General features: G+C 68.2%; 29 protein-coding genes, 1 tRNA gene and 1 pseudogene. 19 read left to right on the forward strand and 12 right to left on the reverse strand.

Translation table 11 applies throughout. The features are described from left to right. The 5 genes from EJK91_RS18805 to eccE all read left to right on the forward strand — a co-directional run. Window positions 1–248: WXG100 family type VII secretion target (locus EJK91_RS18805; RefSeq protein ID WP_125079672.1), on the forward strand; the 248-nt coding region annotated here is incomplete at its 5' end. A 33-nt stretch (window positions 249–281) separates the two neighbouring features. Next, window positions 282–1,157 carry an ESX secretion-associated protein EspG gene (locus EJK91_RS18810; protein WP_125079673.1) on the forward strand — a complete coding sequence of 292 codons (876 nt, stop codon included), beginning with the start codon at window positions 282–284 and terminating at the stop codon, window positions 1,155–1,157. 62 nt (window positions 1,158–1,219) lie between these two features. Continuing rightward, a complete protein-coding gene (gene eccD, locus EJK91_RS18815; RefSeq protein ID WP_125079684.1) occupies window positions 1,220–2,638 on the forward strand; it encodes a type VII secretion integral membrane protein EccD in 1,419 nt (472 codons plus the stop codon). Then, the gene (gene mycP / locus EJK91_RS18820; RefSeq protein ID WP_125079674.1) at window positions 2,635–4,053 is read left to right on the forward strand and encodes a type VII secretion-associated serine protease mycosin; all 1,419 of its coding nucleotides are present in this window, start codon (window positions 2,635–2,637) and stop codon (window positions 4,051–4,053) included. Before eccD ends, mycP begins: the two co-directional genes overlap by 4 nt. After that, entirely contained in the window at window positions 4,050–5,021 is a 972-nt protein-coding gene (gene eccE / locus EJK91_RS18825) for a type VII secretion protein EccE (RefSeq protein ID WP_125079675.1), read from the forward strand. The genes mycP and eccE overlap by 4 nt, the downstream gene beginning before the upstream one ends. Before the next feature lie 27 nt (window positions 5,022–5,048). Here the strand turns inward: eccE and EJK91_RS18830 are convergent, their stop codons facing one another. The 3 genes and pseudogenes from EJK91_RS18830 to EJK91_RS18845 all read right to left on the reverse strand — a co-directional run. Then, window positions 5,049–6,242, reverse strand: a complete 1,194-nt coding sequence (locus EJK91_RS18830; RefSeq protein ID WP_024443338.1) for an alpha/beta hydrolase family protein — start codon at window positions 6,240–6,242, stop codon at window positions 5,049–5,051. Window positions 6,243–6,299: 57 nt separating this feature from the next. Beyond that, a complete protein-coding gene (locus tag EJK91_RS18835; RefSeq protein WP_125079676.1) occupies window positions 6,300–7,199 on the reverse strand; it encodes an amidohydrolase family protein in 900 nt (299 codons plus the stop codon). 136 nt (window positions 7,200–7,335) lie between these two features. Next, window positions 7,336–7,980: pseudogene (locus EJK91_RS18845) on the reverse strand (GlxA family transcriptional regulator); the annotation flags it as partial. 35 nt (window positions 7,981–8,015) lie between these two features. Between EJK91_RS18845 and EJK91_RS18850 the strand changes: the two are divergent. Then, complete coding sequence (locus tag EJK91_RS18850; protein WP_125079677.1) at window positions 8,016–8,246, forward strand: hypothetical protein; 231 nt, start codon at window positions 8,016–8,018, stop codon at window positions 8,244–8,246. A 97-nt stretch (window positions 8,247–8,343) separates the two neighbouring features. Here the strand turns inward: EJK91_RS18850 and bluB are convergent, their stop codons facing one another. Further along, complete coding sequence (gene bluB / locus EJK91_RS18855; RefSeq protein ID WP_125079678.1) at window positions 8,344–9,021, reverse strand: 5,6-dimethylbenzimidazole synthase; 678 nt, start codon at window positions 9,019–9,021, stop codon at window positions 8,344–8,346. Window positions 9,022–9,058: 37 nt separating this feature from the next. Here bluB and EJK91_RS18860 point away from each other — a divergent pair, with 37 nt between their 5' ends. The 4 genes from EJK91_RS18860 (at window position 9,059) to EJK91_RS18875 (ending at window position 11,054) form a co-directional block, all read left to right on the forward strand. Further along, the gene (locus EJK91_RS18860) at window positions 9,059–9,397 is read left to right on the forward strand and encodes a hypothetical protein (RefSeq protein ID WP_024443341.1); all 339 of its coding nucleotides are present in this window, start codon (window positions 9,059–9,061) and stop codon (window positions 9,395–9,397) included. Window positions 9,398–9,400: 3 nt separating this feature from the next. Beyond that, window positions 9,401–10,087, forward strand: a complete 687-nt coding sequence (locus EJK91_RS18865) for a phosphatase PAP2 family protein (protein WP_206430441.1) — start codon at window positions 9,401–9,403, stop codon at window positions 10,085–10,087. Further along, entirely contained in the window at window positions 10,074–10,310 is a 237-nt protein-coding gene (locus tag EJK91_RS18870) for a hypothetical protein (protein ID WP_024443343.1), read from the forward strand. Before EJK91_RS18865 ends, EJK91_RS18870 begins: the two co-directional genes overlap by 14 nt. 87 nt (window positions 10,311–10,397) lie before the next feature. Continuing rightward, on the forward strand, window positions 10,398–11,054 hold the full coding sequence (locus EJK91_RS18875) for a L,D-transpeptidase family protein (protein ID WP_024443344.1): 657 nt from the start codon (window positions 10,398–10,400) through the stop codon (window positions 11,052–11,054). A gap of 4 nt (window positions 11,055–11,058) precedes the next feature. Here the strand turns inward: EJK91_RS18875 and EJK91_RS18880 are convergent, their stop codons facing one another. Together EJK91_RS18880 and EJK91_RS18885 are read right to left on the reverse strand one after the other, a co-directional pair. Continuing rightward, the gene (locus EJK91_RS18880) at window positions 11,059–11,358 is read right to left on the reverse strand and encodes a DUF732 domain-containing protein (protein WP_036458367.1); all 300 of its coding nucleotides are present in this window, start codon (window positions 11,356–11,358) and stop codon (window positions 11,059–11,061) included. Window positions 11,359–11,384: 26 nt separating this feature from the next. Next, window positions 11,385–11,699: a DUF732 domain-containing protein gene (locus EJK91_RS18885; RefSeq protein ID WP_024443345.1), complete on the reverse strand. Its 315-nt coding sequence runs from the start codon at window positions 11,697–11,699 to the stop codon at window positions 11,385–11,387. A 232-nt stretch (window positions 11,700–11,931) separates the two neighbouring features. Between EJK91_RS18885 and EJK91_RS18890 the strand changes: the two genes are divergently transcribed. Together EJK91_RS18890 and EJK91_RS18895 are read left to right on the forward strand one after the other, a co-directional pair. After that, the gene (locus tag EJK91_RS18890; protein ID WP_125079679.1) at window positions 11,932–13,092 is read left to right on the forward strand and encodes a PPE family protein; all 1,161 of its coding nucleotides are present in this window, start codon (window positions 11,932–11,934) and stop codon (window positions 13,090–13,092) included. Between the two features lie 8 nt (window positions 13,093–13,100). Further along, entirely contained in the window at window positions 13,101–14,351 is a 1,251-nt protein-coding gene (locus tag EJK91_RS18895) for a PPE family protein (RefSeq protein WP_125079680.1), read from the forward strand. Here the strand turns inward: EJK91_RS18895 and EJK91_RS18900 are convergent. Then, window positions 14,348–14,998: a TetR/AcrR family transcriptional regulator gene (locus EJK91_RS18900; RefSeq protein ID WP_024443348.1), complete on the reverse strand. Its 651-nt coding sequence runs from the start codon at window positions 14,996–14,998 to the stop codon at window positions 14,348–14,350. The genes EJK91_RS18895 and EJK91_RS18900 overlap by 4 nt on opposite strands. Before the next feature lie 39 nt (window positions 14,999–15,037). Between EJK91_RS18900 and EJK91_RS18905 the strand changes: the two genes are divergently transcribed. Continuing rightward, window positions 15,038–16,264 carry a hypothetical protein gene (locus EJK91_RS18905; RefSeq protein WP_125079681.1) on the forward strand — a complete coding sequence of 409 codons (1,227 nt, stop codon included), beginning with the start codon at window positions 15,038–15,040 and terminating at the stop codon, window positions 16,262–16,264. 290 nt (window positions 16,265–16,554) lie between these two features. Here the strand turns inward: EJK91_RS18905 and EJK91_RS22185 are convergent, their stop codons facing one another. Next, window positions 16,555–17,088 (reverse strand): hypothetical protein, encoded by a 534-nt coding sequence (locus EJK91_RS22185; RefSeq protein WP_206430442.1) that lies wholly within the window; start codon window positions 17,086–17,088, stop codon window positions 16,555–16,557. A 114-nt stretch (window positions 17,089–17,202) separates the two neighbouring features. On the opposite strand from EJK91_RS22185, the gene EJK91_RS18915 reads away from it, so the two are divergent. The 3 genes from EJK91_RS18915 (at window position 17,203) to EJK91_RS18925 (ending at window position 19,517) form a co-directional block, all read left to right on the forward strand. Then, window positions 17,203–17,604 (forward strand): hypothetical protein, encoded by a 402-nt coding sequence (locus EJK91_RS18915; protein ID WP_024443351.1) that lies wholly within the window; start codon window positions 17,203–17,205, stop codon window positions 17,602–17,604. Between the two features lie 72 nt (window positions 17,605–17,676). Continuing rightward, a complete protein-coding gene (locus EJK91_RS18920) occupies window positions 17,677–18,579 on the forward strand; it encodes a glycoside hydrolase family 16 protein (RefSeq protein WP_036458360.1) in 903 nt (300 codons plus the stop codon). A gap of 116 nt (window positions 18,580–18,695) precedes the next feature. Continuing rightward, window positions 18,696–19,517: a glycoside hydrolase family 16 protein gene (locus EJK91_RS18925; protein WP_024443353.1), complete on the forward strand. Its 822-nt coding sequence runs from the start codon at window positions 18,696–18,698 to the stop codon at window positions 19,515–19,517. Here the strand turns inward: EJK91_RS18925 and EJK91_RS18930 are convergent. The 3 genes from EJK91_RS18930 to EJK91_RS18940 are packed head-to-tail and all read right to left on the reverse strand — an operon-like array spanning window position 19,514 to window position 21,888. After that, window positions 19,514–20,407: a hypothetical protein gene (locus EJK91_RS18930; protein WP_024443354.1), complete on the reverse strand. Its 894-nt coding sequence runs from the start codon at window positions 20,405–20,407 to the stop codon at window positions 19,514–19,516. The two genes, EJK91_RS18925 and EJK91_RS18930, sit on opposite strands and share 4 nt — an antisense overlap. 19 nt (window positions 20,408–20,426) lie before the next feature. Then, window positions 20,427–21,059, reverse strand: coding sequence for a TetR/AcrR family transcriptional regulator (locus EJK91_RS18935; protein WP_046301472.1), 633 nt, complete (start codon window positions 21,057–21,059; stop codon window positions 20,427–20,429). Further along, a complete protein-coding gene (locus tag EJK91_RS18940) occupies window positions 21,049–21,888 on the reverse strand; it encodes an oxidoreductase (RefSeq protein ID WP_024443356.1) in 840 nt (279 codons plus the stop codon). The genes EJK91_RS18935 and EJK91_RS18940 overlap by 11 nt, the downstream gene beginning before the upstream one ends. 158 nt (window positions 21,889–22,046) lie before the next feature. On the opposite strand from EJK91_RS18940, the gene EJK91_RS18945 reads away from it, so the two are divergent. Then, window positions 22,047–22,517 carry a hypothetical protein gene (locus EJK91_RS18945; RefSeq protein ID WP_125079682.1) on the forward strand — a complete coding sequence of 157 codons (471 nt, stop codon included), beginning with the start codon at window positions 22,047–22,049 and terminating at the stop codon, window positions 22,515–22,517. Between the two features lie 37 nt (window positions 22,518–22,554). Here the strand turns inward: EJK91_RS18945 and EJK91_RS18950 are convergent. Further along, a tRNA-Gly gene (locus EJK91_RS18950) sits at window positions 22,555–22,628 on the reverse strand. Window positions 22,629–22,788: 160 nt separating this feature from the next. Between EJK91_RS18950 and dcd the strand changes: the two genes are divergently transcribed. Together dcd and EJK91_RS18960 are read left to right on the forward strand one after the other, a co-directional pair. Next, entirely contained in the window at window positions 22,789–23,361 is a 573-nt protein-coding gene (dcd, locus tag EJK91_RS18955; protein ID WP_024443368.1) for a dCTP deaminase, read from the forward strand. 108 nt (window positions 23,362–23,469) lie between these two features. Next, the coding region (locus EJK91_RS18960; protein ID WP_125079683.1) for a DUF7159 family protein at window positions 23,470–24,789 on the forward strand (1,320 nt) is incomplete at its 3' end.

Here is a 24,789-nt window from a genome sequence, read left to right on the forward strand (position 1 = left end):
ATGCGGCTGAGATGAACGGGTATGCGGGCACGTTGCAGGCGGTGGGTGCTGACATTGCCAGTGAGCAGGCGGCGTTGTCGGCGGCGTGGCAGGGCGATACGGGTATGACGTATCAGGCGTGGCAGGCGCAGTGGAATCAGGCGATGGAGGAGTTGGTGCTTGCCTATCGGGCAATGGCCTCCACCCATGAGACCAACACCTTGATGATGAACGCGCGCGACACCGCCGAAGCCGCCAAGTGGGGCTGACCCCAATGATCCGCTCGATGAGGGAAGGCAGCGATGGGTACTGAACCCAACGCTGCCGAACTGACCGTCGAGCAAGCCTGGTACATCGCGGAAACCGTGGGTGCCGGGTCTTTTCCGTGGGTTTTGGCAATCACCATGCCCTACACGGACGCCGGGGAGCGAGGCGCGTTCATGGCGCGCCAGCGCGACGAGCTCACCCGGATGGGAGTTGTCTCGCCAGAGGGCACGGTCAATCCGGCCGTGGCCGAATGGATCCGGGTGGTGTGCTTCCCCGACCGGTGGCTGGACCTGCGCTATGTGGGTTCGGCCGCCGGCGGGGTCCCCGAGATGTTGCGCGGCATCGTCGCGCGCCGTGACCAGAACACCGGCAAGCCCGGCCGGACGGTGGTGGCACTGCGCAATGCACAACTGGTCACCTTCACCGTGATGGACATCGACGACCCGCGCCTGCTGGTCCCGGTGCTCGGAGCAGGCCTGCGGCAACGCCCACCGGCCCGGTTCGACGAGTTCACCCTGCCGGCCCGGGTCGGTGCGCGCGCCGACGAACGACTGCGGGCCGGTGCCCCGCTCACCGAAGTGCTTGACTACCTGGGCATTCCCGCCTCAGCGCGGCCGATCGTCGAGTCGGTGTTCACCGGACCGCGGCACTACGTCGAGGTCGTCGCGGGATGCGCCCGAGACGGTCGGCACACCACCACCGAAGTGGGGATGAGCCTGGTTGACGCCGAGGCGGGCCGCATCCTGGTCACCCCCTCGCGGGCCTTCGACGGCGAATGGGTCTCGACCTTCCGGCCTGGAACCGACTTTGCGACTGCCGTCGCGATTGAACAGTTGACCGCCACCCTGCCCGAGGGCACGTGGTTCCCCGGTCAGCGCCTGTCCAGAGATTTCACCAACCAGCTGTCCTAAGGCAGCGAGAAGATCGTCCTCGCAGAAAAGAGTAGGAAACACCAATGACCGAAGCCCCGGCGCTGACCAGCGCCGTCATGCCGATTGTCCGCATCGCGGTCCTGTCCGACAGTCGGCTGACCGAGATTGCCGTGCCCGCGGAGTTGCCGCTGCGCGAAATCCTGCCGGCGGTGCAACGCCTGGTAGCCCCGGACGCCGGCGACTCCGTGGATTCGGCCGAGCCTGCCGGTGCGACGCGGCTGAGCCTGGCGCCGGTCGGCGGTGCACCGTTCAGCCTGGACGCCAGCCTGGACACCGTCGGGGTCGTGGACGGCGACCTGCTGGCCCTACGCCCGGTGCCGGTCGGTCCGGCCGCCCCGGGCATCATCGAGGACATCGCCGACGCAGCCGTCATCTTCTCGGCATCTCGGCGTAAGCCCTGGGGGGTCAAGCACATTCAACGTGCGTCGTTGGCTGCCGGGACGGGGCTGATCGTCGCCGCCACCGGGCTCGCGGCGGCGCACCGCGCCCTGACCGGCGAACCCACCGGTCTGTTCGCGGCTGGGGCCATCGCCCTGCTCACGGTGCTCGCTGCGCTGCTGTGCCGCACGCGTTCGGCCGAAGCCGCACTGACCCTGTCGATTGCGGCACTGGTGCCGCTCGCCGCGGTGGGCACCCTGGCGGTGCCTGGAGTATTCGGTCCGGCGCATGTGGTGCTGGGCGCCGCCGCGGTCAGCGCATGGTCGCTGATCTGCCTGATCCTGCCGCCGGGTGGTCGTGGCGAGCGCGGGATCGCGTTCTTCACCGCCGCGGTGGTCGTGGGTGTCGGAGTGCTGGCGGCGGCTGCCGTCAAGTCCTTCTGGGAGTTGCCGCCTCTCACCCTGGGCGCTGCCCTGATCACCGCATCCCTACTGCTGACCATTGCCGCACCGCAGGTTTCGGCATTGTGGGCGCGGCTGCCGTTGCCGGTGATCCCGGCGCCGGGTGACCCGACGCCGTCTGCGCTGCCGGAGAGCGTGCTTGAAGACCTGCCTCGCCGGGTCCGTGTCACGGACGCCCACCAGACCGGATTCATCGCCGGTGCGGTGCTGCTCGCTGTGCTCGGTTCTGTTGCTATCGCCTTTGTGCCCGAAGGTCTTTCGGGCTGGGCATGGTACGTGGTCGCGGGCATCGGGGTGGCCTCGGTGCTGCGGGCCCGGGTGTGGGACTCGGCGTGGTGCAAGGCCTGGCTGCTGGCCGAGCCGCACCTGACGGCGATTGCCCTGCTGGTCGGTTACGCGGCCACCGGCCGATTCGCGGCCGCCTTCGGCGCGGTACTGGTGCTGGCCGCCTTGGTGGCGGTATGGGCAGTAGTCTCCCTGAGCCCGTCTGTGGCATCGCCGGACAGCTACTCACTGCCGGTGCGTCGCCTGGTGGGCTTCCTGGCTTCCGGCGTCGACGCCACCTTGATCCCAGTCATGGCCTACCTGGTCGGCATTTTCGCCTGGGTTCTGTCTCGATGACCGTTGCCGTAGAGCGCAGCCGTAGCCGCACGGCGGTACGCGGTGCCGGGATCGCGGTGCTGGCAGCATTGCTGACCAGCGCGCCGGCTCTGGCAATCACCCCGCCGACGGTCGACCCGACCGTGCCGCCGCCCAGCGGAACGCCCGGCCCCGTCGCGCCGATGGAACAGCACGGCGACTGCGTCAGTTCAGGTTTGATGCCCGGAAGCAACGTCAGCAGCGCGCCCGCCGGACAGCGCCTGCTCGACCTGCCCAGCGCGTGGCAGTTCTCCCGGGGCGAGGGCCAGACGGTCGCCGTCATCGACACCGGCGTACGGCCGGGTCCTCGCCTTGGGGCGGTGGATCCGGGCGGCGACTACATCGGCACGACCGACGGCCTGACCGACTGCGACGGGCACGGAACGCTGGTTGCGGGGATCGTGGCCGGCCAGCCCGGTGATGACGGCTTCTCCGGCGTGGCCCCGGCCGCCCGGCTGCTGTCACTGCGGACCGCCTCCGCGGCGATCTCGCCGCGGCTGGGCGGAGACGACCCGCGGACGACCCGGGTGATCACCGACATCACCGCGCTGGCACGGGCCATCGTGCACGCCGCCGACCTCGGTGCGCGGGTCATCACGGTCTCCACCACCACCTGCCTGCCCGCCGACCGCAACGTCGACCAGACGGCGCTGGGTGCGGCGTTGCGCTACGCGGCGGTGGAAAAGGACGCGCTGATCGTGGCGGCCGCCGGAGACGCCGGCCAGACCGGCTCGGTCGGCGGTGGCGGGGAGGCGTGCGAGTCCAATCCGCTCACCGACCTGAGTCGCCCGCAGGACCCGCGCAACTGGGCGGGAGTGACGTCCCTGTCGGTACCGTCGTGGTGGCACCCCTACGTACTGTCAGTGGCCGCACTGTCATCGAGCGGACAGCCGTCCGGATTCACCATGGCCGGACCGTGGGTCGGTGTGGCCGCCCCCGGCGAGGAGATCGTCTCGGTGAGCAACCGCGACGACGGTGGACTGGCCAACGCGCTGCCGGGCAACCAAGGTCGGCTGGTGCCGCTCAGCGGTACCGGGTACGCCGCGGGCTACGTGGCCGGCGTGGCCGCGCTGGTTCGCGGCCGTTACCCGGACCTGACCGCGATGCAGGTCGCGCACCGGATCGTGGCGACTGCCCACAACTCCGCGCGCGCACCGTCCGCTCTGGTGGGCGCTGGGACCATCGACCCGGTGGCCGCCCTGACCTGGGAACTGCCCCCGGCTGCTGACCCGGCGGCCGCACCCGCGAAGAAGATCTCCCCACCCCCGGCACCGCAACCCGAGGACCCGGCGCCGCGGATCGTGGCCTTCGCCGGAACCGCGCTGCTGGCCGGGTTGGTCGCCGCCGTCGCCACTGGCGCCGCGGCTGCTCGCCGACGAAAGGAAAACCAGCTGTGAGCTCGCACCGAACCACCATTCCCCGACCCGGACCGGCCCGGATCGCCTTGGTGCTGTTGGCCGTTGTGCCCGCGGTGATGGCGAATCCCTGGGAGACCACCGCGCAGCGCTGGGCGCTCGCCGTGGGCATCATCGTGACGATCCTGCTGCTCGGCTGGTGGCGTGGCCTGCACTTCACCACGATCGCTCATCGCCGGTTGTCGATGCTGCGCTCACGCGGCGGCGCGCACACCGACCGTAGGAGCGCTGCCGGCGCCCGCGCGACCGCGGCGCTGCGAATCACGGCCTCGGCGGCCGGGAACGCGGTACCGGTGTCGCTGATCGCGAGCTACCTGAACCGGTACGGCCTACGGGCCGACGCGGTGCGCATCACCAGCCGCGCCGGGGCGGGAACCACCGACACCTGGATCGGCCTTACCTACGCGGCCGCGCCAAACCTGGCGGCGTTGCAGGCCCGGTCGGCGTCAATCCCGCTGCAGCGGACCGTTGACATCGCCGTGCGGCGCCTCGCCGACCACCTCCGCGAAATCGGTTGGGACACCGCGATCGTCGCCGACACTGAGATTCCGTCGCTGATCGACGCGGGTGCTCGGGAGGCGTGGCGGTCGGTTGTCGACGGCTCGGGTGACCACGTCGCCGCCTACCAGGTGGGGATCGACGCTGCGCTGGCCGACACGATCAGCCGAATTCAGGCGGTCAACGCCAATGAGACCTGGACGGTGCTGGAAGTCGCCGAGGCCGACGGTCAGCAGACTGTGGCGGCGGCTTGCGCGCTGCGTACCGGCCCGGCACCCGACGGTGGTGCACCGCTGGCCGGATTGCTGCCGCAGCAGGGTAACCATCGCAATGCGCTGCTGGGTCTGCATCCGCTGTCCGGCGTCCGGTTGGACGGCCACACCACGGTGTCGGGCGACGAGATCGCCGGCCTGCGGTGGCCTGTCACGACGGCAGTTGCGGCCGCGCACTAGCGGGGTCGCCGCCGTAGGGCCGGCGGGCTAGAACATGTATGGCCGCAGGAACGCGGTCATCCTGCGCAGGTAGGCCGGTTGGCTGACGTGCAGCACATGGTTTCCCGGAAACCAGTGCAGTGCGCACTTATCCCAGTGGTGCCAGAGCATCTCGGACTGCTCCGGCGGTGCCAGCCGATCCCCCAGGCCGGTGATGATCAGTCGCCGTTCCTTGGCCACCAGCGGGGAATAGTTCAGCGGCGAGTGGTAGGCGGTCGCGGCGACGAACTCGTCGCCGGCGACCTGCCCCAGCCGTTGGCCGCCCTGGAGCACCAGGTTGGCCGGAAACCAGTCTCGGATCTCCGATTCCACGGCAACCACCGGAACGTTGGGGATGACCGCCTGCAATCGAGGTTCGACGGCAGCCAGCAGGGCGCTGGTGTAACCGCCCAGCGACAGACCGGTCAACGCGAAGCGGTCGACGCCGGTGGACTCCAGATAGTCGATCATCGATCGGAAGTCGTAAACCGCTTGGGCCATCGCCTCGGCGAAGCCTGACATGCCGTGCGAGAAGTAGCCGTATCCGCTGAAGGGGGAGTACTTTTCAGCACGCCGCCCGTGGAAGGGCAACGTGAACAAGGCCACGTCGTAGCCGGTTCTATAGAACCACGGCAGCGAGAAGAACAGGCCATTGAACAGGTAGGGCGACCCCATGAATCCGTGGATGACGCACAGTGTCGGCCGCGGCCCGTCATCGTGCCGCCAATGCTGAAACCGTGCGGTGTTGTTGTTCCCCAGGGCACGCCACGAGTCGCGCATCGCCGGATTGACCGCCTCGAAACCGCTGCGAAACGAGACGTTTTCGACCGTGCCGCGGGCGATCCGCTCCGCGATCGGATTCGCCCGCCGGGCCGAGACCCTCGGCAGCTCCGCAGGCGCGGGAAAGGATCGCATCGGGTCATGGTGTGACGCCAGCTCGGCGTAGTACGCCAGCCGTTCCCGCTCCTGGCGGGACTGCTTGCGGCCCACCGCGGTGGTCAGCACCGACGGGACCATCGCCGCGGCAACCATGGAAGCGACCGCGGTGCGCAGGCCGATGTCGGCGAAGGCCGACACATCCACGATCGCCTTCTCCCGCAACGACAACTCGCTGCGGTGCGGCAAGCCATGTTCGCCGGCGTCGGCACCGGGGACATCGGGAATCGGGATGGGCGGATTGAGCGGGGTGACGTCAGTGCTCACGGTGGCCGGCCTTTCGCGGGTGTTGGTCGCCCCGGTCCTGCGGACCCCGGTGCGACGTCAACCGGATGGTAACTCGGTTGCGAACAGCCGTGCGGCATTGTCGTGCAGAACCCCACGTAGCCAGGCGTCGTCGATGCCCGGCAGCGCGAGGATGGCGTCCAGTGCCTCGCGATAGCCGTAGGGGATGTTCGGAAAGTCGCTGCCGAACAGAATCCGCTCACCCGCGGTGCGTAAACGCGGGTCAGCGCCGGTCGGGAACGGCATCAGCTCGTCAACGAACGCGGTGAACGCCATCGTGGTGTCGAGGTGTACCGCTTCGGATTCCAGGCAGATGTCGAGGAACTCGTCGTACTCCGGCATGCCCATGTGCGCGACGATCAAGGCCAGCCGGGGGTGGCGGCGTAGTAACCGTCGAACCGGTTCGGGCCCGGTGAAGCGGCCGGGCCGAGGACCGGAGCCGCAGTGAATGACGACCGGAATGCCGCAGTCCTCGATCACGCCCCAGACTTCGTCGAGCAGCGGATCAGTCGGGTCATAGTCGCCGACCTGAATGTGTGCCTTGAAGATCCGGGCTCCGGAATGGATGGCGACTTTAACGTAGTCGGCCGCGCCGGGTTCCGGATAGAACGTCGCCGTGGGCAGGCAATCCGGTGTGTCGCGGGCGAATTGGGCTGCCCACTGGTTCAGCCACGCCGCCATCTCCGGCTTGTGCGGGTACACCAGCGAGGTGAACCGGCGCACCCCGAATGCGCGCAGCGTATCGACCCGATCGGACTCAGCCATGCGGTAGTTGATCGGCCAGGGCCGGCCGACCATCGGGCCGGCCGAATCGAAATACTTCCACACCTTGTCCATCACCGACTTGGGCATGAAATGGGTATGGATGTCGATGATTCCCGGCAGTCCCAGCGCCGACCAGACTTGGCGGACCGCGGCGGCTTCGTCGTGGCGAGTCATCGGCCGAACGTTACCTCGGCGTGGTGTTCCGTGATCCGCGGGAGTCACTGGCTGAGACGGTTGCCACGATTCGGACATGGCCGCCTTCGCCCGACCACGTGCGCGGCCCGGGGTCCGGTTGGCGCCTGGCCCCGGTGGTGCGGAATCGGTCTCGATATGCCTTCGGAGAAATGCCGAAGTGGCTGGCGAAAACCCGCCGCAGCGTCTCGGTGCTGCCGAAGCCGGCCAGGCGTGCAGTGTCTGTGACGCTGTGACCCGCGTCGAGCGCTGCCCGGGCGATGTCTATCCGGATCGTTTCGACGTAGCGGGCCGGGGTGAATCCCAGTTCCGAGTGAAACAGTCGGGTGAGCTGACGTGTGCTCATCGATGCTCTTGCGGCAAGGGCTTTCACGCTGTGTTCGGCACTGGGATCAGCCGCGATCGAATCGAGAACGCCACGTAGCGCCGACCCCGGTGGGGGATCGCTCTCCACGAGGACCGAGAACTGTGATTGCCCGCCAGCACGTTTGAGGTATACCACCAGAGCGCGGGCGACTTGACGGGCCAGTTCGGTGCCGTAATCCTGCTCGACCAGGGCCAGTGCCAGGTCGATGCCCGACGACACACCCGCCGAGGTGAAGACGTGGCCGTCACGGACGAAGATCGCGTCCGGCTCGACGTCGATGTCGGGGAACGCGCGCGCCAGCCGCGCGGTGTGGCGCCAATGGGTGGTCGCGCGACGTCTGCTGAGCAGGCCGGCCCGGGCCAGAATGAACGCGCCCGTACACACCGACGTGAGACGAGTTCACCGTCGACGGCGTCACCGCCGCCACCGGTGTGGGCACTGGGGATCTGCCCGCAATCGGCTCGGTGTATGACGTGCTCAACTTCGGTGGCGGCTTCGTCAACGTCTACACCGCAATCCCGGGTCTGGAGGGCGCCGAGGGCACCGTTACCGACATCTTGGTGACACCGTTGGGGAACGTGGACCTCAGCGCGCTGTTCGAGGGCTTCGACGCCTCCGCGCTGATGGATCCGGGGGCCGCGTTCCTCGGCCTGGACATCTAGGTAGTCCAGTCGTCACGACGGCCCAGGCGGAAGGCACCTACCGCCTGGGCCGGGTGCTTCTCATCGCAAGATGCTGCGCCCGCGCCGGTCCGGAGAATCATTGGACGCTGGAATCCGGGTGTAATGCGGTTGTTTCCCAGCTATTTTCGGCAACAAACTCGCCCAAGGGCTGGCGGTAGGCCCACTCGTCGATCTCCAGCGCCGGCCGGTCCGGGAACTCCGGGACCGGACCCAGGCACAGGATCGCCACGGGCTCCGCATCCGAGGGCATGCCCAGCAGCTGCGCCAGCTGCGCAGGTTCGAAAAGCGACACCCAGCCCATGCCCAGCCCCTCTGCGCGGGCCGCCAGCCAGAGGTTTTGAATGGCGCACGACACCGACGCCAGATCCATCTGCGGCAAGGTACGGCGACCGAAGATGTGTGCCTGCCTGCCGTCTCGCAACGCCACCACCCAAAGTTCGGCGCACTCGCGGATACCTTCCACTTTCAGCGCCAGGAACTCCTGCTCGCGGCGGCCCAGTGCCTCGGCGGTGCGATGACGTTCCTCATCGACCAAGGCGTGGATCCGCTGCCGAAGGGCGCCGTCGGTGATTCGGATGAACCGCCACGGCTGCATGAGGCCCACACTCGGTGCGGCGTGGGCCGCCGCCAACAGGCGCGCCAGGACGTCGGACTCGACAGTGCTGCCGGGCACGAATCGGCGCATGTCGCGCCGCTCGGCGATCACCCGGTACACGGCTTGGCGCTCCTGCACGGTGAACGATGGATCAGCCACGGGATCATGGTAGGAGCCACACGAAGGGACGCTCGTCATGAAACGTTCGCAACTGCTCGACCACTTCTCAGCCGGTGCCGCCGCAGACCTTGTCTACGGCGAACCCCACCAGACCGCGGATGGGGCGACGGTGATCACCGCTGCACGGGTGACCGCGTCAGGCCCGGACGGGTCGAAAGTGAGTGCGACACCCCTCGGGGTGATGGTGATTCGCGGCGAGCAGGCCAAGTGGGTGGCCGCGGTCGACGCGAATCGGATCGCACTGGTCGGGGTGCTCACCGGGTTGCTGTCCGCGGTCATCGCGTCTCTGGCAGTACTGCGCCGCCCACCCTGGCCGGACCTACGCGGTGGCGAAACTTCCCGCGGCGGGAACTAACTGGTGTCGCCTTCGACCGCGCGTGCCGCGGCACTGATCTCGATGGCGGCCGCGGTGGCGGTCTACGTACTGATGTTGGTGGGCTATCGGCAGGGCTGGACCTGGCTGGCCGAGGTCGACACCGCCGCCTTGGACGCGAGCTACGACGTCGCCGTCAAACACCCGATCTGGGTCCGGTTCTGGGATGGCATCTCCACGGTTTTCGCACCGGCGGTGTTCCGGGCGGTGGGCATGGTGGTGGCCCTGGTCGCGGTGCTGTGTCACCGGCTGCGCGCCGCGCTGTTCCTGTTGGTTTCGGTGGAGGCGAGCGGTCTGCTGACGGTAGTGGCCAAGGGCTCGGTCGGGCGGCCGCGGCCGGTGACGGCTCTGGTCTCGGCGAGCTCGACCTCGTTTCCGTCCGGGCACGCGCTGGGAGTGATGATCGGTGTCGGCGCGCTGGTGCTGTTGGCGCTGCCCGCCCTGCGGCGCAATGCCCGGGTGGGGGCCGTGAGCGCCGGCGTGCTGGTGGTGGCGGCGGTCGGTGTGTCTCGGGTAGCGCTCAACGTGCACCACCCCTCCGACGTGTTGGCCGGCTGGGCGCTGGGCTGGGCTTATCTGACGGCGTGGGCTCTGGCCCTGCAACCGTGGCGGCGACCGGGGTTGACCGGATCCGCCGGCGCGCCGCAGGATGGCCATCATGACCAGCAGTAACGCCGACCCGGTCGATGTGCTCGTGTGCTCCCGCAAGGGCTGCAGCGCCGACGCGGTGTACGGCATGCTGTGGAACAACCCGAAGCTGCACACCCCCGAGCGGCGCAAGGTTTGGCTGACGTGTGCTGAACATCGTGAGTACTTCCGCGACTATCTGTCGTCCCGTGGCCTGCTCAAAGCCGAGGCGCCGGTCGAAGACCTGCCGCGCCGGCAGGGGTCGTGAACACCGCGTCGTGAAAGCGGCCACCTGAACCCCGGCACGCCGTGAGCGGTGTTTGACCCGGTCCTGACATGCACAGATGATGAGTGAATGCGCCGACTTGTGAGCGTGTTCAGCGCTGCCCTGTGCACGGTTGCTGCGGCGCTGGCCGCGGCCCCGGGAGCCCAAGCCGACGTCATTCCCTGGTTTGCCCGTTCGGTAGGCAATGCCAATCAGGTGATTTCGGTTGTCGGAGTGGGCGGTTCGGACGCCAAGATGGACGTCTACCAGCGCAGCGCGACGGGCTGGCAGCCGGTGGCCGCCGGCATACCGACTCATGTCGGTTCGGCCGGCATGGCAGCCAAGGCGAAGAGCGGTTATCCGGCCACCCCGATGGGTGTATTCACCCTGCCGTATGCGTTCGGCACCGCGCCGAACCCCGGTGGGGGACTGCAGTATGTACAGGTCGGACCGGATCACTGGTGGGACGGTGACGACCACAGCCCGACGTTCAACACCATGCAGGTGTGCAAGAAGGCGCAATGTGCGTTCGACACCAGTGAGAGCGAGAACCTCGAGATCCCGCAGTACAAGCACGCTGTGGTGATGGGGGTCAATACCGCTCGTACCCCCGGGGACGGCGCCGCCTTCTTCTTTCACACCACCGACGGCGGCCCGACCGCGGGCTGTGTGGCGATCGACGATGCCAAGCTGGTGCAGATCATTCAGTGGCTGCGACCGGGCGCGGTCATGGCGATCGCAAAGTAGTCCGTCAGCCCTCTTCGCAGTAGGACGCTCGGGCGATGCTGACGAACTGCGACGCCCGGGTCAGGGTCAGGCTGGGATTGGCGTTCTTCACGGCCTTGGCCGCCTGATTGGGCGAGTGCCCCCCGGCCAGGTATTCGCACACCGAATGCCCGCCGGCGACGGCGTCGGCGGCATCGGGGTAGGAGATGCCCATCTTGTCGAGGGCGCCGAGGAAGCCGTTGTCATCGGTGTCGGCAACCGCCGGTGCAGCCAGGCCCAGCAGGCCGGCCACCGCGAATGCGCTTACGGCGAGTGTGCGGGGCATGCGAATGGCCATCGTCTTCCTTGTCGTCAATCGGTGATCGAGTCGGGGCAGAACGCCACTTGGGAGAACGTCACGAACCGGGCGGCGTTCTTCACGGACATGCTGCGATTCGAGATCCGCACGGCGCGTGCCGCGGAATCTACGTGATGGCCGGTCCCGAGATAGGCGCAGACTTCCCGGCCGACGGCGACCGCGTCGGCGGCGTTGGTGTACTCGATCCCCGCCTGTTCGATGGTGCTGATGAATGTGGCATCGGGATCGGGTTCGGCATAGGCCGTCGGGGCCAGGCCTGTCAGGGCCGCGGCGGTCGCCGCGGTCACGATCCATCGGGCGTGTTTCACAGTGCCAAAGCATTCTCGCCGTGGATTAATCCGTCGCAGCGACGACATGAACGCCAGATGAATACCGCCAGCCTGGCAAGTGCCTGGAAAGTAGCTGGAGAAATCACAATTCACAGATGTTCTCCCGTTTGAACGCCCAACCTTAACCTCCGATTCACCGATCAGGCGTTTGCTCATTCCCAGCAAGCTAACAATCAGCTGGCCACAAAACGGCTCGCGCCGAGGGGGTGTGATGTTCCTGGACTACGGTGTGCTTCCGCCGGAAATCAATTCGGGGCGCATGTATTCCGGACCCGGATCGGGTTCGTTGCTGACCGCGGCTACGGCCTGGGAGAACCTGTCCGCTGAGCTGCAGACCGCCGCGTCCAGCTACGACTCAGTGACCTCAGGACTGGTCACCGGGGGGTGGACCGGCCCGTCGGCTGTGGCGATGGCGGCCTCTGCTGCGCCGTATGTGACCTGGCTGCGTGGTGTCGGCGTTCAGGCCGAAGCCACGGCTCGCCAGGCAACCGCCGCGGCGGAGGCCTACTCGATGGCGGTGGCCGCCGTGGTGCCGCCACCGGTGATCGCCGCCAACCGAGTCCTGCTGGCGCAGCTGGTCGCCACGAACTTCTTCGGGCAGAACTCCCCGGCGATCGCCGAAGCCGAGCGTCAATACGCCGAGATGTGGGCGCAGGACGCGGCCGCGATGTACCGCTACGCCGGCTCTTCGGCGGCCGCCGCGAATCTGGCCGCGTTCAACCAGCCGCCGCAGACCACCAACAGCGCCGGGGTGGCCGCACAGTCCACCGCGGTCACCCAGGCGGCTTCGGATGCTGCGGCCGCCGGCCCGACGGATTTCATGAGTTGGCTGACTTCGCTCATCGGGCAGGTATCGCCGTTCACCGGGTTGGCCACCCAGGGCATGAGCGCGACGATGACCAGCTGGTCGGGAACGGCGAACATGCTCAGCAACGTCAACAACGGGATCGGTCTGGCGGCGTTTCAGGCGGAGAACCCCGGCGGCCTCGACGAAATCCTGCACCCACCCAAGATCGGCCCGGCCGGTTTGGGGCTGGGCGGCCTGGGGCTGGGCAAAACCGGACTCGGCAGTGCCGGGTTGGGTGCCGGACTGGGCAGTGTCGGGTCGTCGGCAAGCGCCGGTACCGCGCTCAAGATCGGGGCGTTGTCGGTGCCGCACGGCTGGGCGATGCCGGTCACGCTCACTTCGGCGGGAGCACCGCTACCGGCCCCCGCCGTGTCGGCGGCGCCGGCCCTGGCCACCGGGGTGCCAGGTGGGGCGTTCGGTGAGACCATGCTCGGCACCTTGGCCGGTCGCGGTCTGGGTGCGGCGACGTCGCGCGCGGCCACTGCGCGCCGGACCGTGGTGCCGCGTCCGCCGGCTGCTGGCTAGTGGCCGCCATGGACTTCGGGCTGCTTCCCCCGGAGATCAATTCCGGCCGGATGTATAGCGGCCCCGGCGCGGGACCTATGCTCGCCGCGGCGGCCGCCTGGGACGCTGTGGCCGCCGAATTGGAGACCGCCGCGGGCGGCTACTCCGGAGCGATTTCGGCTCTGCTCGGCCAGGCATGGGCCGGTCCGGCGTCGGTCGCGATGGCCGGCGCTGCAGCGCCCTACGTGGCGTGGCTGCAGGCCGGCGCCGCCAATGCCGAACAGACCGCGATCCAGGCCAAGGCCGTCGTCGCCGCCTACGAGGCCGCGTTCACCGCGACGGTTCCGCCGCCGGTGATAGCCGCCAACCGGGCGCTGCTGGCCGCCCTGGTCGCCACCAATTTCTTCGGTCAGAACAGCGCGGCCATCGCCGCCACCGAGGCTGCGTATGCCGAGATGTGGGCCCAAGACGCCGTCGCGATGTACGGCTACGCGGCGGCGGCGATGCCGGCCAGCGCATTGCCGGCGCTCGACCACGCCCCGCAGACCACCAACCCGGCCGGACCCGGTGCGCAGTCGGCCGCGGTCGGCAAGGCGGTCGCCGACGGTCACGCCGCGGCCCCGCTCAACGGTGCCCTGCAGACGGCCCTGCAGCAGGTGCTGCATCCGGCGGCCACCGCCACCGACCCGCCCTCCTGGTGGCAGACCCTGGTCGCCGATCTGGGCCAAGTGTCGCCGTTCACCAGCGTCGCCTCCAGTGGGCTCAGTTTCGACTCCAGCCTGTACACCGTGGTGAGCAACGGCGCCGGCTGGGGGCGTCTGGTGTATGTCCGCGGCGGTGCCGAGGGTGCGTTGACCTTCGAGGGGATCGGACCGCGCGGGGTGCTGTCGGCATCCACCACGCCGGCGATGGGTCCCGGTGTCGGCAGGGCGCTCCCGGTCGGCGGGCTGTCGGTGCCGCCGAGTTGGGCGTCTGCTGCCCCGGAGATGAAGCCGGTGGCCTTCACGCTGGCTGCCGCCGAAACCCCGTTGCCGGTCGCCGGCGGGCTGCCGCCGGGAATGGCATGTCAGGAGGCGATGATGGGAACGACGGCGGGCCAAGGCGCAACGCCCGACTCCAACGCTCGCCGCAATCCGAAGACCAACGGCAAAAACGACGATCAGGACGGTAAGCCGATCACGACGCTGACCAATGGCAGTGGCTGGCTGGCGTCGTCGTGGGCTTATCACACCCGGCAGCGTGAGGGTCAGCCGCTTCCGGCCCACTGGCGGACCGGCTAACGCTCGATCGGCTGACCTCGATCACGTTGCAGGTAGTGGGCCACCATGTCGAGCAACACCCGTCGCTCGGTGTGCCAGTCGACGGGACCGCCTATCAGCATCTGCGCCAATATGATTCCCCGCAGCGCTGCCCAGATCACCTCGGCCACACCGGAATCCGCGGGGTCGTCGGAGACCAGCCGGCCTAGCCTGTTGATCGCGGTGTTCATCTGGATCAAGTGCTCGTGGGACTGCTCACCTAAGCTGCCGCGGGTGGCCCGCAGGATCTCGAACGCGGCCAGCGAGGTCGGGCTGGCGTAGCAGCGCCACGCGGTGTCGACAACGGCTTCGATGCGCTGCCGCAGTCCCAGCTCGCTGACGTCGACGGCGGACAGGCTCGTCAGCAATTCGGCCACCCCGTCGTCGACCACGGCCATCAACAGGCCGTTGCGGTCCCCGAAGTGGTACTGGATGACACCCCAGGTCACGCCGGCCCGCTCGGCGACATGTTTGGCGGTCGCTGCGCCGAAACCCTCTTCGCTGATGCAGCGCACCGTCTCGTCGATGATCCGGGCACGGGTGTCGTCGCCGCGCTTGCGGGGCGAGCTGGTCCGCCGGGTCGGCCCAGCGGGCCCCGAAACCCGGGCGGAACCAGCAGGAATAGACATTGTTGACTTTATAACATAGATCCAACTATTTTTTAGCGCGTGACCGAATCCAGGTATGCGTCGCTGTCCCGCGACGAGTTGGCTGTGCTCGTGCCCGAACTGCTGCTGATCGGGCACATGATCGACCGGTCCGGAATGGCCTGGTGCATCTCGGAGTTCGGCCGCGAGGAAATGGTGCAGATCGCCATCGAGGAATGGGCGGGCGCCAGCCCCATCTACACCCAGCGCATGCAGCGCGCGTTGGGCTACACCGGCAACGACGTTTTCACCATCTTCAAAGGCCTGCAGTTCGACATCGGTTCCCCGCCGCAGTTCATGGACTTTCGTTTCACCGTCCACGACCGCTGGAACGGCGAGTTCGAGTTGGCCAGCTGCGGTGCGCTGCTCGACGTGGAGCCGATGGGCGACGACTACGTCTTCGGCATGTGCCACACCATCGAGGACCCGACCTTCGACGCCACCGCGGTGGCCACCAATGTCCACGCCCAGTGCCGTCCCGTACACCGGCCACCTCGCACGCCATCGGACCGGCAACCGCACTGTCACTGGACCGTCATCATCGACGAGTCTTACCCGCCGGCCCAGCCGATTCCCGCGCTGGCGGTGATCAGTGAAAGCCGGGCCGCCACTTGGCAACTCGACGACATCGATGCCGCCGACGAAGGCCTGGCGGACTACTCCGGACCGCTGCTGACCGACGTCGACTTCAGCGCGTTCTCCCATTCGGCGCTGGTCCGCATCGCCGACGAGGTGTGCTTGCAGATGCACCTGCTCTACCTGTCCTTCGCGCTCGCGGTCCGCGCCCGGGCCAACTCCGACGAGCTGGCCGCATCGGTGGGGCGGCGCCAACTCACCGGCCTGGCGGGGCTGGGCGCCCAGCGGATCAAGAACGCGCTGAAACTGCCCGCAGACATCGACGGCGCGCTGCGCACCTTTGAACTGCACCCACTGCTCAACCCGACCGGCTACGTGCGCGCCGACTTCGGCGAGAACACCATCGCGGTGCACCCCTCGCCCGCCCACGACGACCATGCCTGGATCACGCTGTGCTCGCCGCAGAACGTCAATCCGCTGCAGGCCATCGCGACCGCCGTGAACCCGCGTCTGCGGGTCGAGGTCGAGGGGGCAGCAGATCAATGGACGGCTCGACTGACCGAGACCGATGTCGAGGCAAAAGAACTGCCCGAGGTGATGGTGACCAAGGTCAGCAGCGGTGCGGATTTCGTGTTCCGCACCCGCAAATCGTTACCGCTGACCGTGGTGTGAATCCGCTGATAGCCCGCCGACCGCCGGTGTGTCGGCGATCCTGAACGGTTCGGCCCCGCCTATGGTGAGGCCATTCCAGCCGTTGTCGATCCAAGGTAGTCAGCTATGTATGACCCGCAGGACGACGAGGCCACCAGGGAAGCAGAAGCCGTCGACGCGACCGACATGTCGCCGACCGTGATGTCTGCTCCCGGCTCCGGCGCTGTGGTGGACGCGTTCGCCTGGTCGCAGGAGGACGGCAGCGCTGTTGCCGAACCGGTGCCCTACGTCCCTTATGCCGAAGACCCCTACTACGACCAAGATCCGGGTACCGGACGCCGTCCGACAGTTGCGGTGCCCGCTGCGCCGATCTCAGGCCGTCGAGCGCCTTCACGGCTACCGCGGTTGGTGTTGATGGTGGGCATCGTGGTGGCGCTGATCGCCGTTGCCGGGGCGCTGTACAGCTTGACCCGCGGCCAGGACGACGAGACGCCGGTTGTTCCTGAAACCAGCGCCGTGGTGCCACCGGCCCCGAAGCCCAGCGCGCCGCCGCAGCCCAGCGCTCCCGCACCGCCGCCGGTGGCTACGACGTCAGCGCCGCCGCCCCAGACCACCACCGCGCCGCCGCCGACCACCACGACGGCGCCACCCACCACGACGACCACCACCGCGCCGCCGACCAGCACCACCACAACCACGACGGCTCCGCCCACGACGACCACGGCGCCGCCGACCACGACGGTTCCGCCGACGACCAGCGAACCACCCACCACCACGGTGCCGCCGACCACCACCGTGCCGATGACCACCGAATACCTGCGTATTCCGTTGGTCCCGATTCCCATTCCGATCACGGTTCCGGAGAACTAGCCACACCGGACGGTCTCGCCGAGACCGTGGCCGGATCTGCCCCGCGCAGGCACACTGGGGTGTGGCGACCACGGTGAAAGGGGCTCGCGATGGGCGACAACGGCGCCTTCGGATTCGATTCCGAGGATTTGGATCGAATGATGCGTGAGGCCGGCGAGGGACTGCGTGCCGCATTCGACCGCTTCTCGGGCACGTTCGGCTCTGCCGGGAGCAACCGGGCCGGCTGGGGTGCGATCTTCGCCGACCTTGCTCGGGCTGCGCGGGCTGAGCCGGCGACCACCGGCGAGACCGGCGATGGAGTCTGGGCTATCTATACCGTCGGCGACGACGGAGCGGCGCGGGTCGAGCAGGTCTACGCCACCGAGATCGATGCGCTGCGGGCCAGCCAGCGCAATCCCGACCCGAAACGCCGGGTGCGGTTCCTGCCCTACGGGATCGCAGTGGGAGTGCTCGACGACGGTGCCGACGGCAGCGAGCCAACTCAGAGGTGACATAGGCCACGCAGGCGGGCTTGTGTTGTTTGACACCGGTGCGCTGTGGGTTAGATTGCCACCGTGCCCGAGATGAACCGCCGCCAGATCATGATGATGCTGGGTGCCGGCGCATTGGCTGCCGCAGCCCCCACCCCCCAGGCCAGAGCCGTTCCGGCGGGTCCTGGAGCGCCGGGCGACCCGGCTCAGGCGCCGTCTGCCCCGGCTGATCCCGCTGCGCCTGCCGCGCCTACGGCCGCCGCCAAGCCCGGGGGCTTCATCTGGCATGACGAGTTCGACGGACCCGCCGGCTCGGCGCCCGATCCGTCGAAGTGGACGATCTCCAACCACCGCACCCCGATCCGTCGCCCCGTCGGCTGGGACCGGCCCGAGTACTTTCACCAGTACCGCGACAGCCGCAAGAATGTTTTCCTCGACGGCAAATCCAACCTGGTGATCCGCGGCACGCAGGAGGGCACCAACTACTTCGGCGGTTTGGTGCACGGCAACTGGCGGGGCGGCATCGGCACCACCTGGGAAGCGCGTATCAAGCTGGACTGCCAGACCTCCGGTGCCTGGCCCGCATGGTGGCTGTCCAACGATGACCCGGGCCGCGAGGGCGAAATCGACCTGATGGAGTGGTACGGCAACGGCGAGTGGCCGTCGGGCACCACTGTGCACGCCAACCCGTATGGCACGGCGTTCGAGACCTTCGCCTACCCGGTCGACAACAACTGGCACACTTGGCGGGTCACCTGGAACCAGAGCGGGATGTATTTCTGGCAGGACTATGTCGAGGGCAAGGAGCCGTACTTCTCCGTTCCGGCCGTCGGCATCGAGAACATCGAGGAACCCGGCCGGGAGTGGCCGTTCAACGACCCCGGCTACACCGTGTTCCCGATTCTGAACCTGGCCATCGGCGGATCCGGTGGCGGCGACGCCCGGGCGGGGAACTACCCGGCGGACATGCTGATCGACTGGGTGCGGGTGTTCTAGGAACGGTTCGTCACTTGACGCCAGCCGGTCGGGGTGATCCCCGGCCGGCTCGCTCGTTCTATGGGAGCGGTAACACTTCCATTGATGCCCCGGCCGGGTAGTGGTTTCATGCGAAGGTGGCCGAGATAGATCGACGCAGCCTGATGTTGACGACCGGAATCGGCATGCTCGCCGCCGCGATGCGCCTGCCGGAGGCCTGGGCCCGACCCGGGCCCGTCGATCCACTGCCCTCGGCCCCCTCGCAGAACTACCTCTTCAGCGACGAGTTCGACGGTCCGGCCGGTTCCGCGCCGGATCCGGCGAAGTGGGCGGTGGCACGGGCGCGGGAATCAATGAAGGACCCGACGTTTTGGGAGCGCCCCGAGAACGTCGGCCAATACCGCGACGACCGCAAGAACGTGTTCGTCGACGGCAAGTCGAACCTCGTGTTGCGCGCCGCCAAAGACGGCGATACCTACTACAGCGGCAAAGTCCAGAGCCGGTGGATGGGCGGTATCGGGCACACTTGGGAAGCCCGGATCAAGCTGAACTGCCTCACCGCCGGGGCTTGGCCCGCCTGGTGGATGGGCAACGAAGACCAAGGCGAGATCGACGTGCTGGAGTGGTACGGCAACGGCAATTGGCCGTCGGCGACCACCGTCCACACAAAAGCGAACGGTGCCGAATGGGCGACCCAACAGATTTCGATGGACAGCGCCTGGCACACCTGGCGGTGCCGCTGGGACGCCGACGGTATCCGGTTCTGGCGCGACTACGTCGACGGTGCGGCACCCTACTTTTCGGTTCCGGCGAATTCGATCGCGGACTGGCCGTTCAATAACCCTGGATACCAAGTATTTTCGGTGTTCAACTTGGCGGTGGCCGGTTCCGGTGGCGGCGATCCACGACCGGGCAGCTATCCCGCGGAGATGCTCGTCGACTGGATTCGGGTTTTCTAAAGCGGGCTTGTGTCCCCGGTCTTGGCGGGATCGGCGCCGCCTTCGTGGGCCTCGAGCCACGCCACGCCCTGGTCGGCCGCTCGAATCAGTGCGCCCCGTTCGCCGAAATAGGCTGCGAACAAACCGAAGCCGGGCAGGGATCCCAGGCGCTGGTAGAGCTTCTTCGGGTGCGGGCGCTTGCTCACCTCGTCGAACGTTGCCCGCAGGATGCCGGCCAGCTGCCAGATGGTCCGGGTGATCACCACCGGGGTCGATGACGAGATCGACTTCAGCGGCTTCCACCCCGGCGGCGGCGTCTGCGGCAGTGGCGCGGGATCGGGCTGTGTGGGCACGTCGACGTTCTCGGGCAGATGCCGCCCGCACAACACCTCGGCAAGCAGCCGCACCTGCACACGGCGGTCGGTGACGCCGTATTCGCGGGCCAGCGCGCACAACACGATGGCGTGGTTGATGAATCCCGCCAGCTCGCCCACCGGGACCACTCGAGTCAGCCAGCCGAAGACCCCGGGGGAGGCGACCACCACGGTGTTGAGCGCGCCCACCCGGTGCACCCACCAGTGCACGCGTTGCTCGCGGCTCATCCGCTCCCAGGCCGCGGTGCCCGGTAGATCCGCGGCGTTGATCAGCTGGGCCCCGGCGTTCAGGGCGCGGTGGGTGACGCTGGGGCCGCGACCGGCCTCGTTACGGCGCCGCCGCAGCCGAATTCGGCGGAGGCGATCGGACAGGCCACGAGGCGGCGTGAGCAGGCGGCGGGTGCGTTTGCGCAGCCCGATCGGATCGGCCTCGGCGAGCAGGTCGAGCAGCGGGTCGATGACCGCGACCGCGCGGCCCAGAGCGTCGGCGACCTCGACGTCGGTCAGGGTGGCGTGCGACTTCGGAAACAGGCCCATACCGGTGATTGTGGCGGGATCAGCCGGCGCCGGGGGCGTTTAGGGCGAGTGCGCCGCGCAGCGCGACTTCAGCCAGCCGCCGCGCGTGGTGCTCGGTGAGCGGGCAATGCCCGGTCATGCGGCGAAATATCAGCGGACCGAACAGCAGATCGATGACGTCGTCGATGGCGATGTCGGCGTCAACATGGCCGCGGGTGACTCCCCGTTGCCACAGTTCGGTGATGGCGGCGCGGCGACCATCGAGAAAGTATTCGCGGAAATAGACCGCGCCCGCCGCATCCTCCACGCAGGCGGCAAGCAACTGTGCGAAGACGTCACCGCGGCTGCTGGCGTAGAACGCCGAGACGCGCACCATTTGTTCGGTGAGGTCGCCGACGGCGCTTCCGGTGTCCGGCAAGGGCAGATCCTGGGCCATCATCGCGCCGAAAGCCTCGGCGGCGACCGCAGTTCGTGACGGCCAGTGTTTGTAGATGGTGGCCTTGCTGGCCCCGGACCGGGCCGCGATCGCGTCGACCGTCGTGGCGGCATAGCCGCCCTCGTCGAGGAGTCGTGCGGTCGCATCCAAGATGGCCTGGTGGATGCGGTCGCTGCGCGGGCCGGTGGGGCGGGCGAAGATGTATTCGCCGGCCCCACCGACGGTTTCAGGCGGCATCGTCGAAGTCGGTCGAGGACGAGACGTCGCGCCACTGGGCCAATTCGGCTTGCACGTGGGCGAGCTTGCCCTCGACCGCGGCGATGGTGTCGTTGCCCAGCAGCAGGCGCACCGGGGGCCGCTCGGACTCGACGACGTCGATGATGGCTGCCGCCGCCTTGACCGGGTCGCCAGGCTGGTCGTGGTTGCGGTCGGCTGCGGTCGTGCGCATCTTGCCCGCCGGCCCCTCGGCGTAGTCGTCGATGGTGTTCTGCTGGATCTGCAAGCTCGAGGAGTCCAGGAAGTCCGTGCGGAAGTAGCCGGGCTCGACCACCATGGCGTGGATTCCCAGGGGTTGCAGCTCGGCATGCAGCGCTTCGGAGAGTGCTTCGACGGCGAACTTGGTGGAGGCGTACACGCCCCACCCCGGGGAGCTGACGAACCCGCCCACCGAGGAAATGTTGACGATGGTGCCGGATCGCTGTGCGCGCAGCACCGGGGTGACCGCGCGCGTGACGGTCAACAGGCCGAACACGTTGGTCTCGTAGACGGCGCGCACCTCGGCGTCGGTGGCTTCCTCGACGGCGCCCAGCAGCCCGCGGCCGGCGTTGTTGATCAGCACGTCGATACGGCCGAAGCGGTCCACCGCGGCCTGCACGGCCTGGCGTGCTTGGGTCTCGTCGGTGACATCGAGGGCCACGGCAAGCACGTTGTCGTTCTCGCCGAGTGCCTCGGTGACGGTGGCCGCGTCGCGTGCGGTCGCGACCACCTGATGGCCGCGGTCCAACAGATCGCGTGCGATCTGCAGGCCGAACCCGCGGGAAGCTCCTGTGATGAACCAGACGCTCATGTCGTCGCCCTTCCGTAAATGAACTGTACGGTCAGTTTAGATAGCGCACCGGGGGAGCGCAAGGGTCAATCTGGAGCGAGATGCGGGCCTCACCAGATTTCATTTGCTGTTGCACAGGGAAAACATCGTTGACACACGGCGAAGTTAGTTTTGCGGCCATGAGAATCGCCTCCGCCTCGATCGTGCTTGCTGCTGCGCTCACGGGCGTCGCTACACCCGCAACCGMCGCCGCTGCCGAGCCCGTGCCCACCCCCGACGAAGTGCTGGCCGCGATGGCCGAGCTGACCAACCCGGACATCCCGGCGGCGAACAAGGGCAACGTCGTCACCCCCGGCTTCAGTCCCGAAGAAGCCCAGACGATCGATCAGCGACTGCGCGAGACCCAAGAGGCCGGATTATTGCCGTACCACTTCGTGGTGACCGATATCCAGCCCGCGCAAGACAACTTCGCCGGTGCGACCGTGACCTCGGTCGGGGGCTTTCACGAGGAGAGCGCGCCCGAGCCCATCGTGCTGTCCGAGCAGGGCGGCCGCTGGCTGATCACGCACGACACCGCGGTGACGGCTCTGGAGCACTTCTGGCACAACGCCAACCGGCCCTTTGTGCCCATCGTGCCGTGGGTCAAGTGAGCCGTTTTCCCGAGGGCGCTGGTAGCCGATAAAAGCGTGGAGCCGATGACGGGAATCGAACCCGCGTATTCAGCTTGGGAAGCTGATGTTCTGCCATTGAACTACATCGGCACTGGTGCGCTAGCAGGCTAGCATCCGGGCGCCCACCCGCTCCGCGAGTGTGCGGAATCGTTGGCCGATCGGCCGCAAGCCGAATCTATGCGCACACTCGGTGGCCACCACCGGCTTGGTCATCCGGCCCAGCCGGCGGGCCGAGCGATACGCTCGTGCCGTGCTGCTCTCCGATCGCGATCTGCGGGCCGAAATCGCTGCTGGCCGGCTGGGCATCGACCCGTTCGACGACGCGCTGGTCCAGCCGTCCAGCGTGGACGTCCGCCTCGACAGCCTGTTCCGGGTGTTCAACAACACCCGCTACACCCACATCGACCCGGCTCAACAACAAGACGAACTGACCACGCTGGTCGAACCCAAGCCGGGCGAGCCGTTCGTGCTGCACCCCGGCGAGTTCGTGCTGGGCTCCACCCTGGAGTGCTGCACCCTGCCGGAGGATCTGGCCGGCCGGCTGGAGGGCAAGTCGAGCCTGGGCCGACTGGGTCTACTGACCCATTCCACCGCGGGATTCATCGACCCCGGCTTCTCCGGGCACATCACGTTGGAGCTGTCCAACGTGGCGAATCTGCCGATCACGTTGTGGCCCGGCATGAAGATCGGCCAGCTGTGTCTGCTGCGGCTGACCAGTCCGGCGGAGCACCCTTACGGCAGTACGCGCGTAGGGTCGAAATATCAGGGCCAGCGCGGGCCGACGCCGTCCCGCTCGTATCAGAACTTCATCAAGTCCGGTTAGCCCTCGGACCTGACGCCGCCACGCGGCTGCGATGAAGCCGGTATCGGCCAGCCCTGGTGGGGGTTCGGCCCGCATACCTGGCCGATAAGCAGTGGCAGGGGAGGTTTCGTGGAGATCGTACTCGGGGTGTCGGTGGCGCCCTCGGCGGTCCGCATGGTGCTGGTGGAAGGCGAGCACGCCGACGGGGTCACCGTGGAGCACGACGACTTCGACGTCGTAGACGGTGCCCAAACCGCGCCGGAACGGGTGGTGTCGGCGATCCTGGGCACCCGCGAGGGCGCCCGGGAGGGCGGTTATGAGCTCAGCTCCACCGGTGTGACCTGGAGTAATCCGGCCGAGGCGAACGCGCTGCGCGAGGCGCTGGCCGGCCGGAAGGTCGAGAACGTGATGCTGGTGTCGGCGTTTCTGGCCGCAGCGGCGCTGGCCCAGTCGGTGGGCAGTGCCACGCGCTACGCCCGGACTGCTCTGCTGTTCGTCGAGCCGGAAGCCGCCACCTTGGCCGTCGTGAACTCTGACGACGGCTCGATCACCGAGATTCACCGGCAGCCGCTGTCCAACGACGACGAGAGCGCGGTCGGTGAGATCACCGAACTGGCGGCCGGTGCGCAACGGCTTGAGTCGAACCCCGACGGTCTGTTCGTGGTGGGCTCGGGCGTCAACGTGGCGATGATCAAACCGGAGTTGGACAAGGCCACCCAGCTGCCGGTCAGCGTGCCGGAGGAACCGCACATGGCGTTGGCGCGCGGCGCGGCCCTGGCCAGCGCGCATGCCCCACTGTTTTCGTCCTCCACCCGGGCGCAGGCCTGGGCGCAGGACCCGGGCACCGGTGAGCTGGACCCGGCGCTGGCCGGTGTCGGGTACGCCTACATCGCGCCCGGCGGGAACGCTTACGACGAGGTGGACTACAACGCCACCAGCGACAATGAGCCGCTGGCCTACAGCGCGCTTCCGGACAGCGGTGTGGTTCTGGGCGGCGCGCTTCCGGGTCTGGCCGACGATCCCGAACTCGTCGACTCCCGGATGCTGGACTTCGGCACCGGGATCCAGCCGCGGGAACGCAAGCCGATGCTGGTCACCGGCGGGGTCGCGGCGCTGTTCGTGATCGGCGTGCTGGGCTTGGCGGTCGCCTTGGCTGTGGGAATGCGGGCGGCCAATCAGGACCGCCCCGACGTGCGGGCCAATGTCGTCACCCCAAAGGCACCGCCGCCGGCGGCTGTCGTCACCCCGGCGCCCGCTCCGCCGGCGGCCCCGCCTGCCCCGGCCGGCGAACCGGCTCCGCCGCGGGCTCCCGCTCCGGCCCCGCAGGCACCGGCCCCGCGGGCGCCGGCGCCCCTGCCGGTGGCACCGCCTCCGCCGCCGCCGGCACTCCCGCCACCACCGCTACCTAACCTGGGGATTCCGGGGTTGCCGGGCGGTCCACCGCTCTTC

It is taken from the genome of Mycobacterium sp. P7213 (genome assembly GCF_900604305.1).
GTDB lineage: Bacteria > Actinomycetota > Actinomycetes > Mycobacteriales > Mycobacteriaceae > Mycobacterium.

Coding starts and splice junctions, on each gene's coding strand:
- EJK91_RS18810 (WP_125079673.1), top strand. CDS start 282: ATGGGTACTGAACCCAACGCTGCCGAACTGACCGTCGAGCAAGCCTGG.
- mycP (WP_125079674.1), top strand. CDS start 2,635: ATGACCGTTGCCGTAGAGCGCAGCCGTAGCCGCACGGCGGTACGCGGT.
- EJK91_RS18835 (WP_125079676.1), bottom strand. CDS start 7,199: ATGACTCGCCACGACGAAGCCGCCGCGGTCCGCCAAGTCTGGTCGGCG.
- EJK91_RS18860 (WP_024443341.1), top strand. CDS start 9,059: ATGAAACGTTCGCAACTGCTCGACCACTTCTCAGCCGGTGCCGCCGCA.
- EJK91_RS18870 (WP_024443343.1), top strand. CDS start 10,074: ATGACCAGCAGTAACGCCGACCCGGTCGATGTGCTCGTGTGCTCCCGC.
- EJK91_RS18875 (WP_024443344.1), top strand. CDS start 10,398: ATGCGCCGACTTGTGAGCGTGTTCAGCGCTGCCCTGTGCACGGTTGCT.
- EJK91_RS18880 (WP_036458367.1), bottom strand. CDS start 11,358: ATGCCCCGCACACTCGCCGTAAGCGCATTCGCGGTGGCCGGCCTGCTG.
- EJK91_RS18890 (WP_125079679.1), top strand. CDS start 11,932: ATGTTCCTGGACTACGGTGTGCTTCCGCCGGAAATCAATTCGGGGCGC.
- EJK91_RS18895 (WP_125079680.1), top strand. CDS start 13,101: ATGGACTTCGGGCTGCTTCCCCCGGAGATCAATTCCGGCCGGATGTAT.
- EJK91_RS18900 (WP_024443348.1), bottom strand. CDS start 14,998: ATGTCTATTCCTGCTGGTTCCGCCCGGGTTTCGGGGCCCGCTGGGCCG.
- EJK91_RS22185 (WP_206430442.1), bottom strand. CDS start 17,088: ATGGGAATCGGGACCAACGGAATACGCAGGTATTCGGTGGTCATCGGC.
- EJK91_RS18915 (WP_024443351.1), top strand. CDS start 17,203: ATGGGCGACAACGGCGCCTTCGGATTCGATTCCGAGGATTTGGATCGA.
- EJK91_RS18920 (WP_036458360.1), top strand. CDS start 17,677: ATGAACCGCCGCCAGATCATGATGATGCTGGGTGCCGGCGCATTGGCT.
- EJK91_RS18930 (WP_024443354.1), bottom strand. CDS start 20,407: ATGGGCCTGTTTCCGAAGTCGCACGCCACCCTGACCGACGTCGAGGTC.
- EJK91_RS18935 (WP_046301472.1), bottom strand. CDS start 21,059: ATGCCGCCTGAAACCGTCGGTGGGGCCGGCGAATACATCTTCGCCCGC.
- EJK91_RS18940 (WP_024443356.1), bottom strand. CDS start 21,888: ATGAGCGTCTGGTTCATCACAGGAGCTTCCCGCGGGTTCGGCCTGCAG.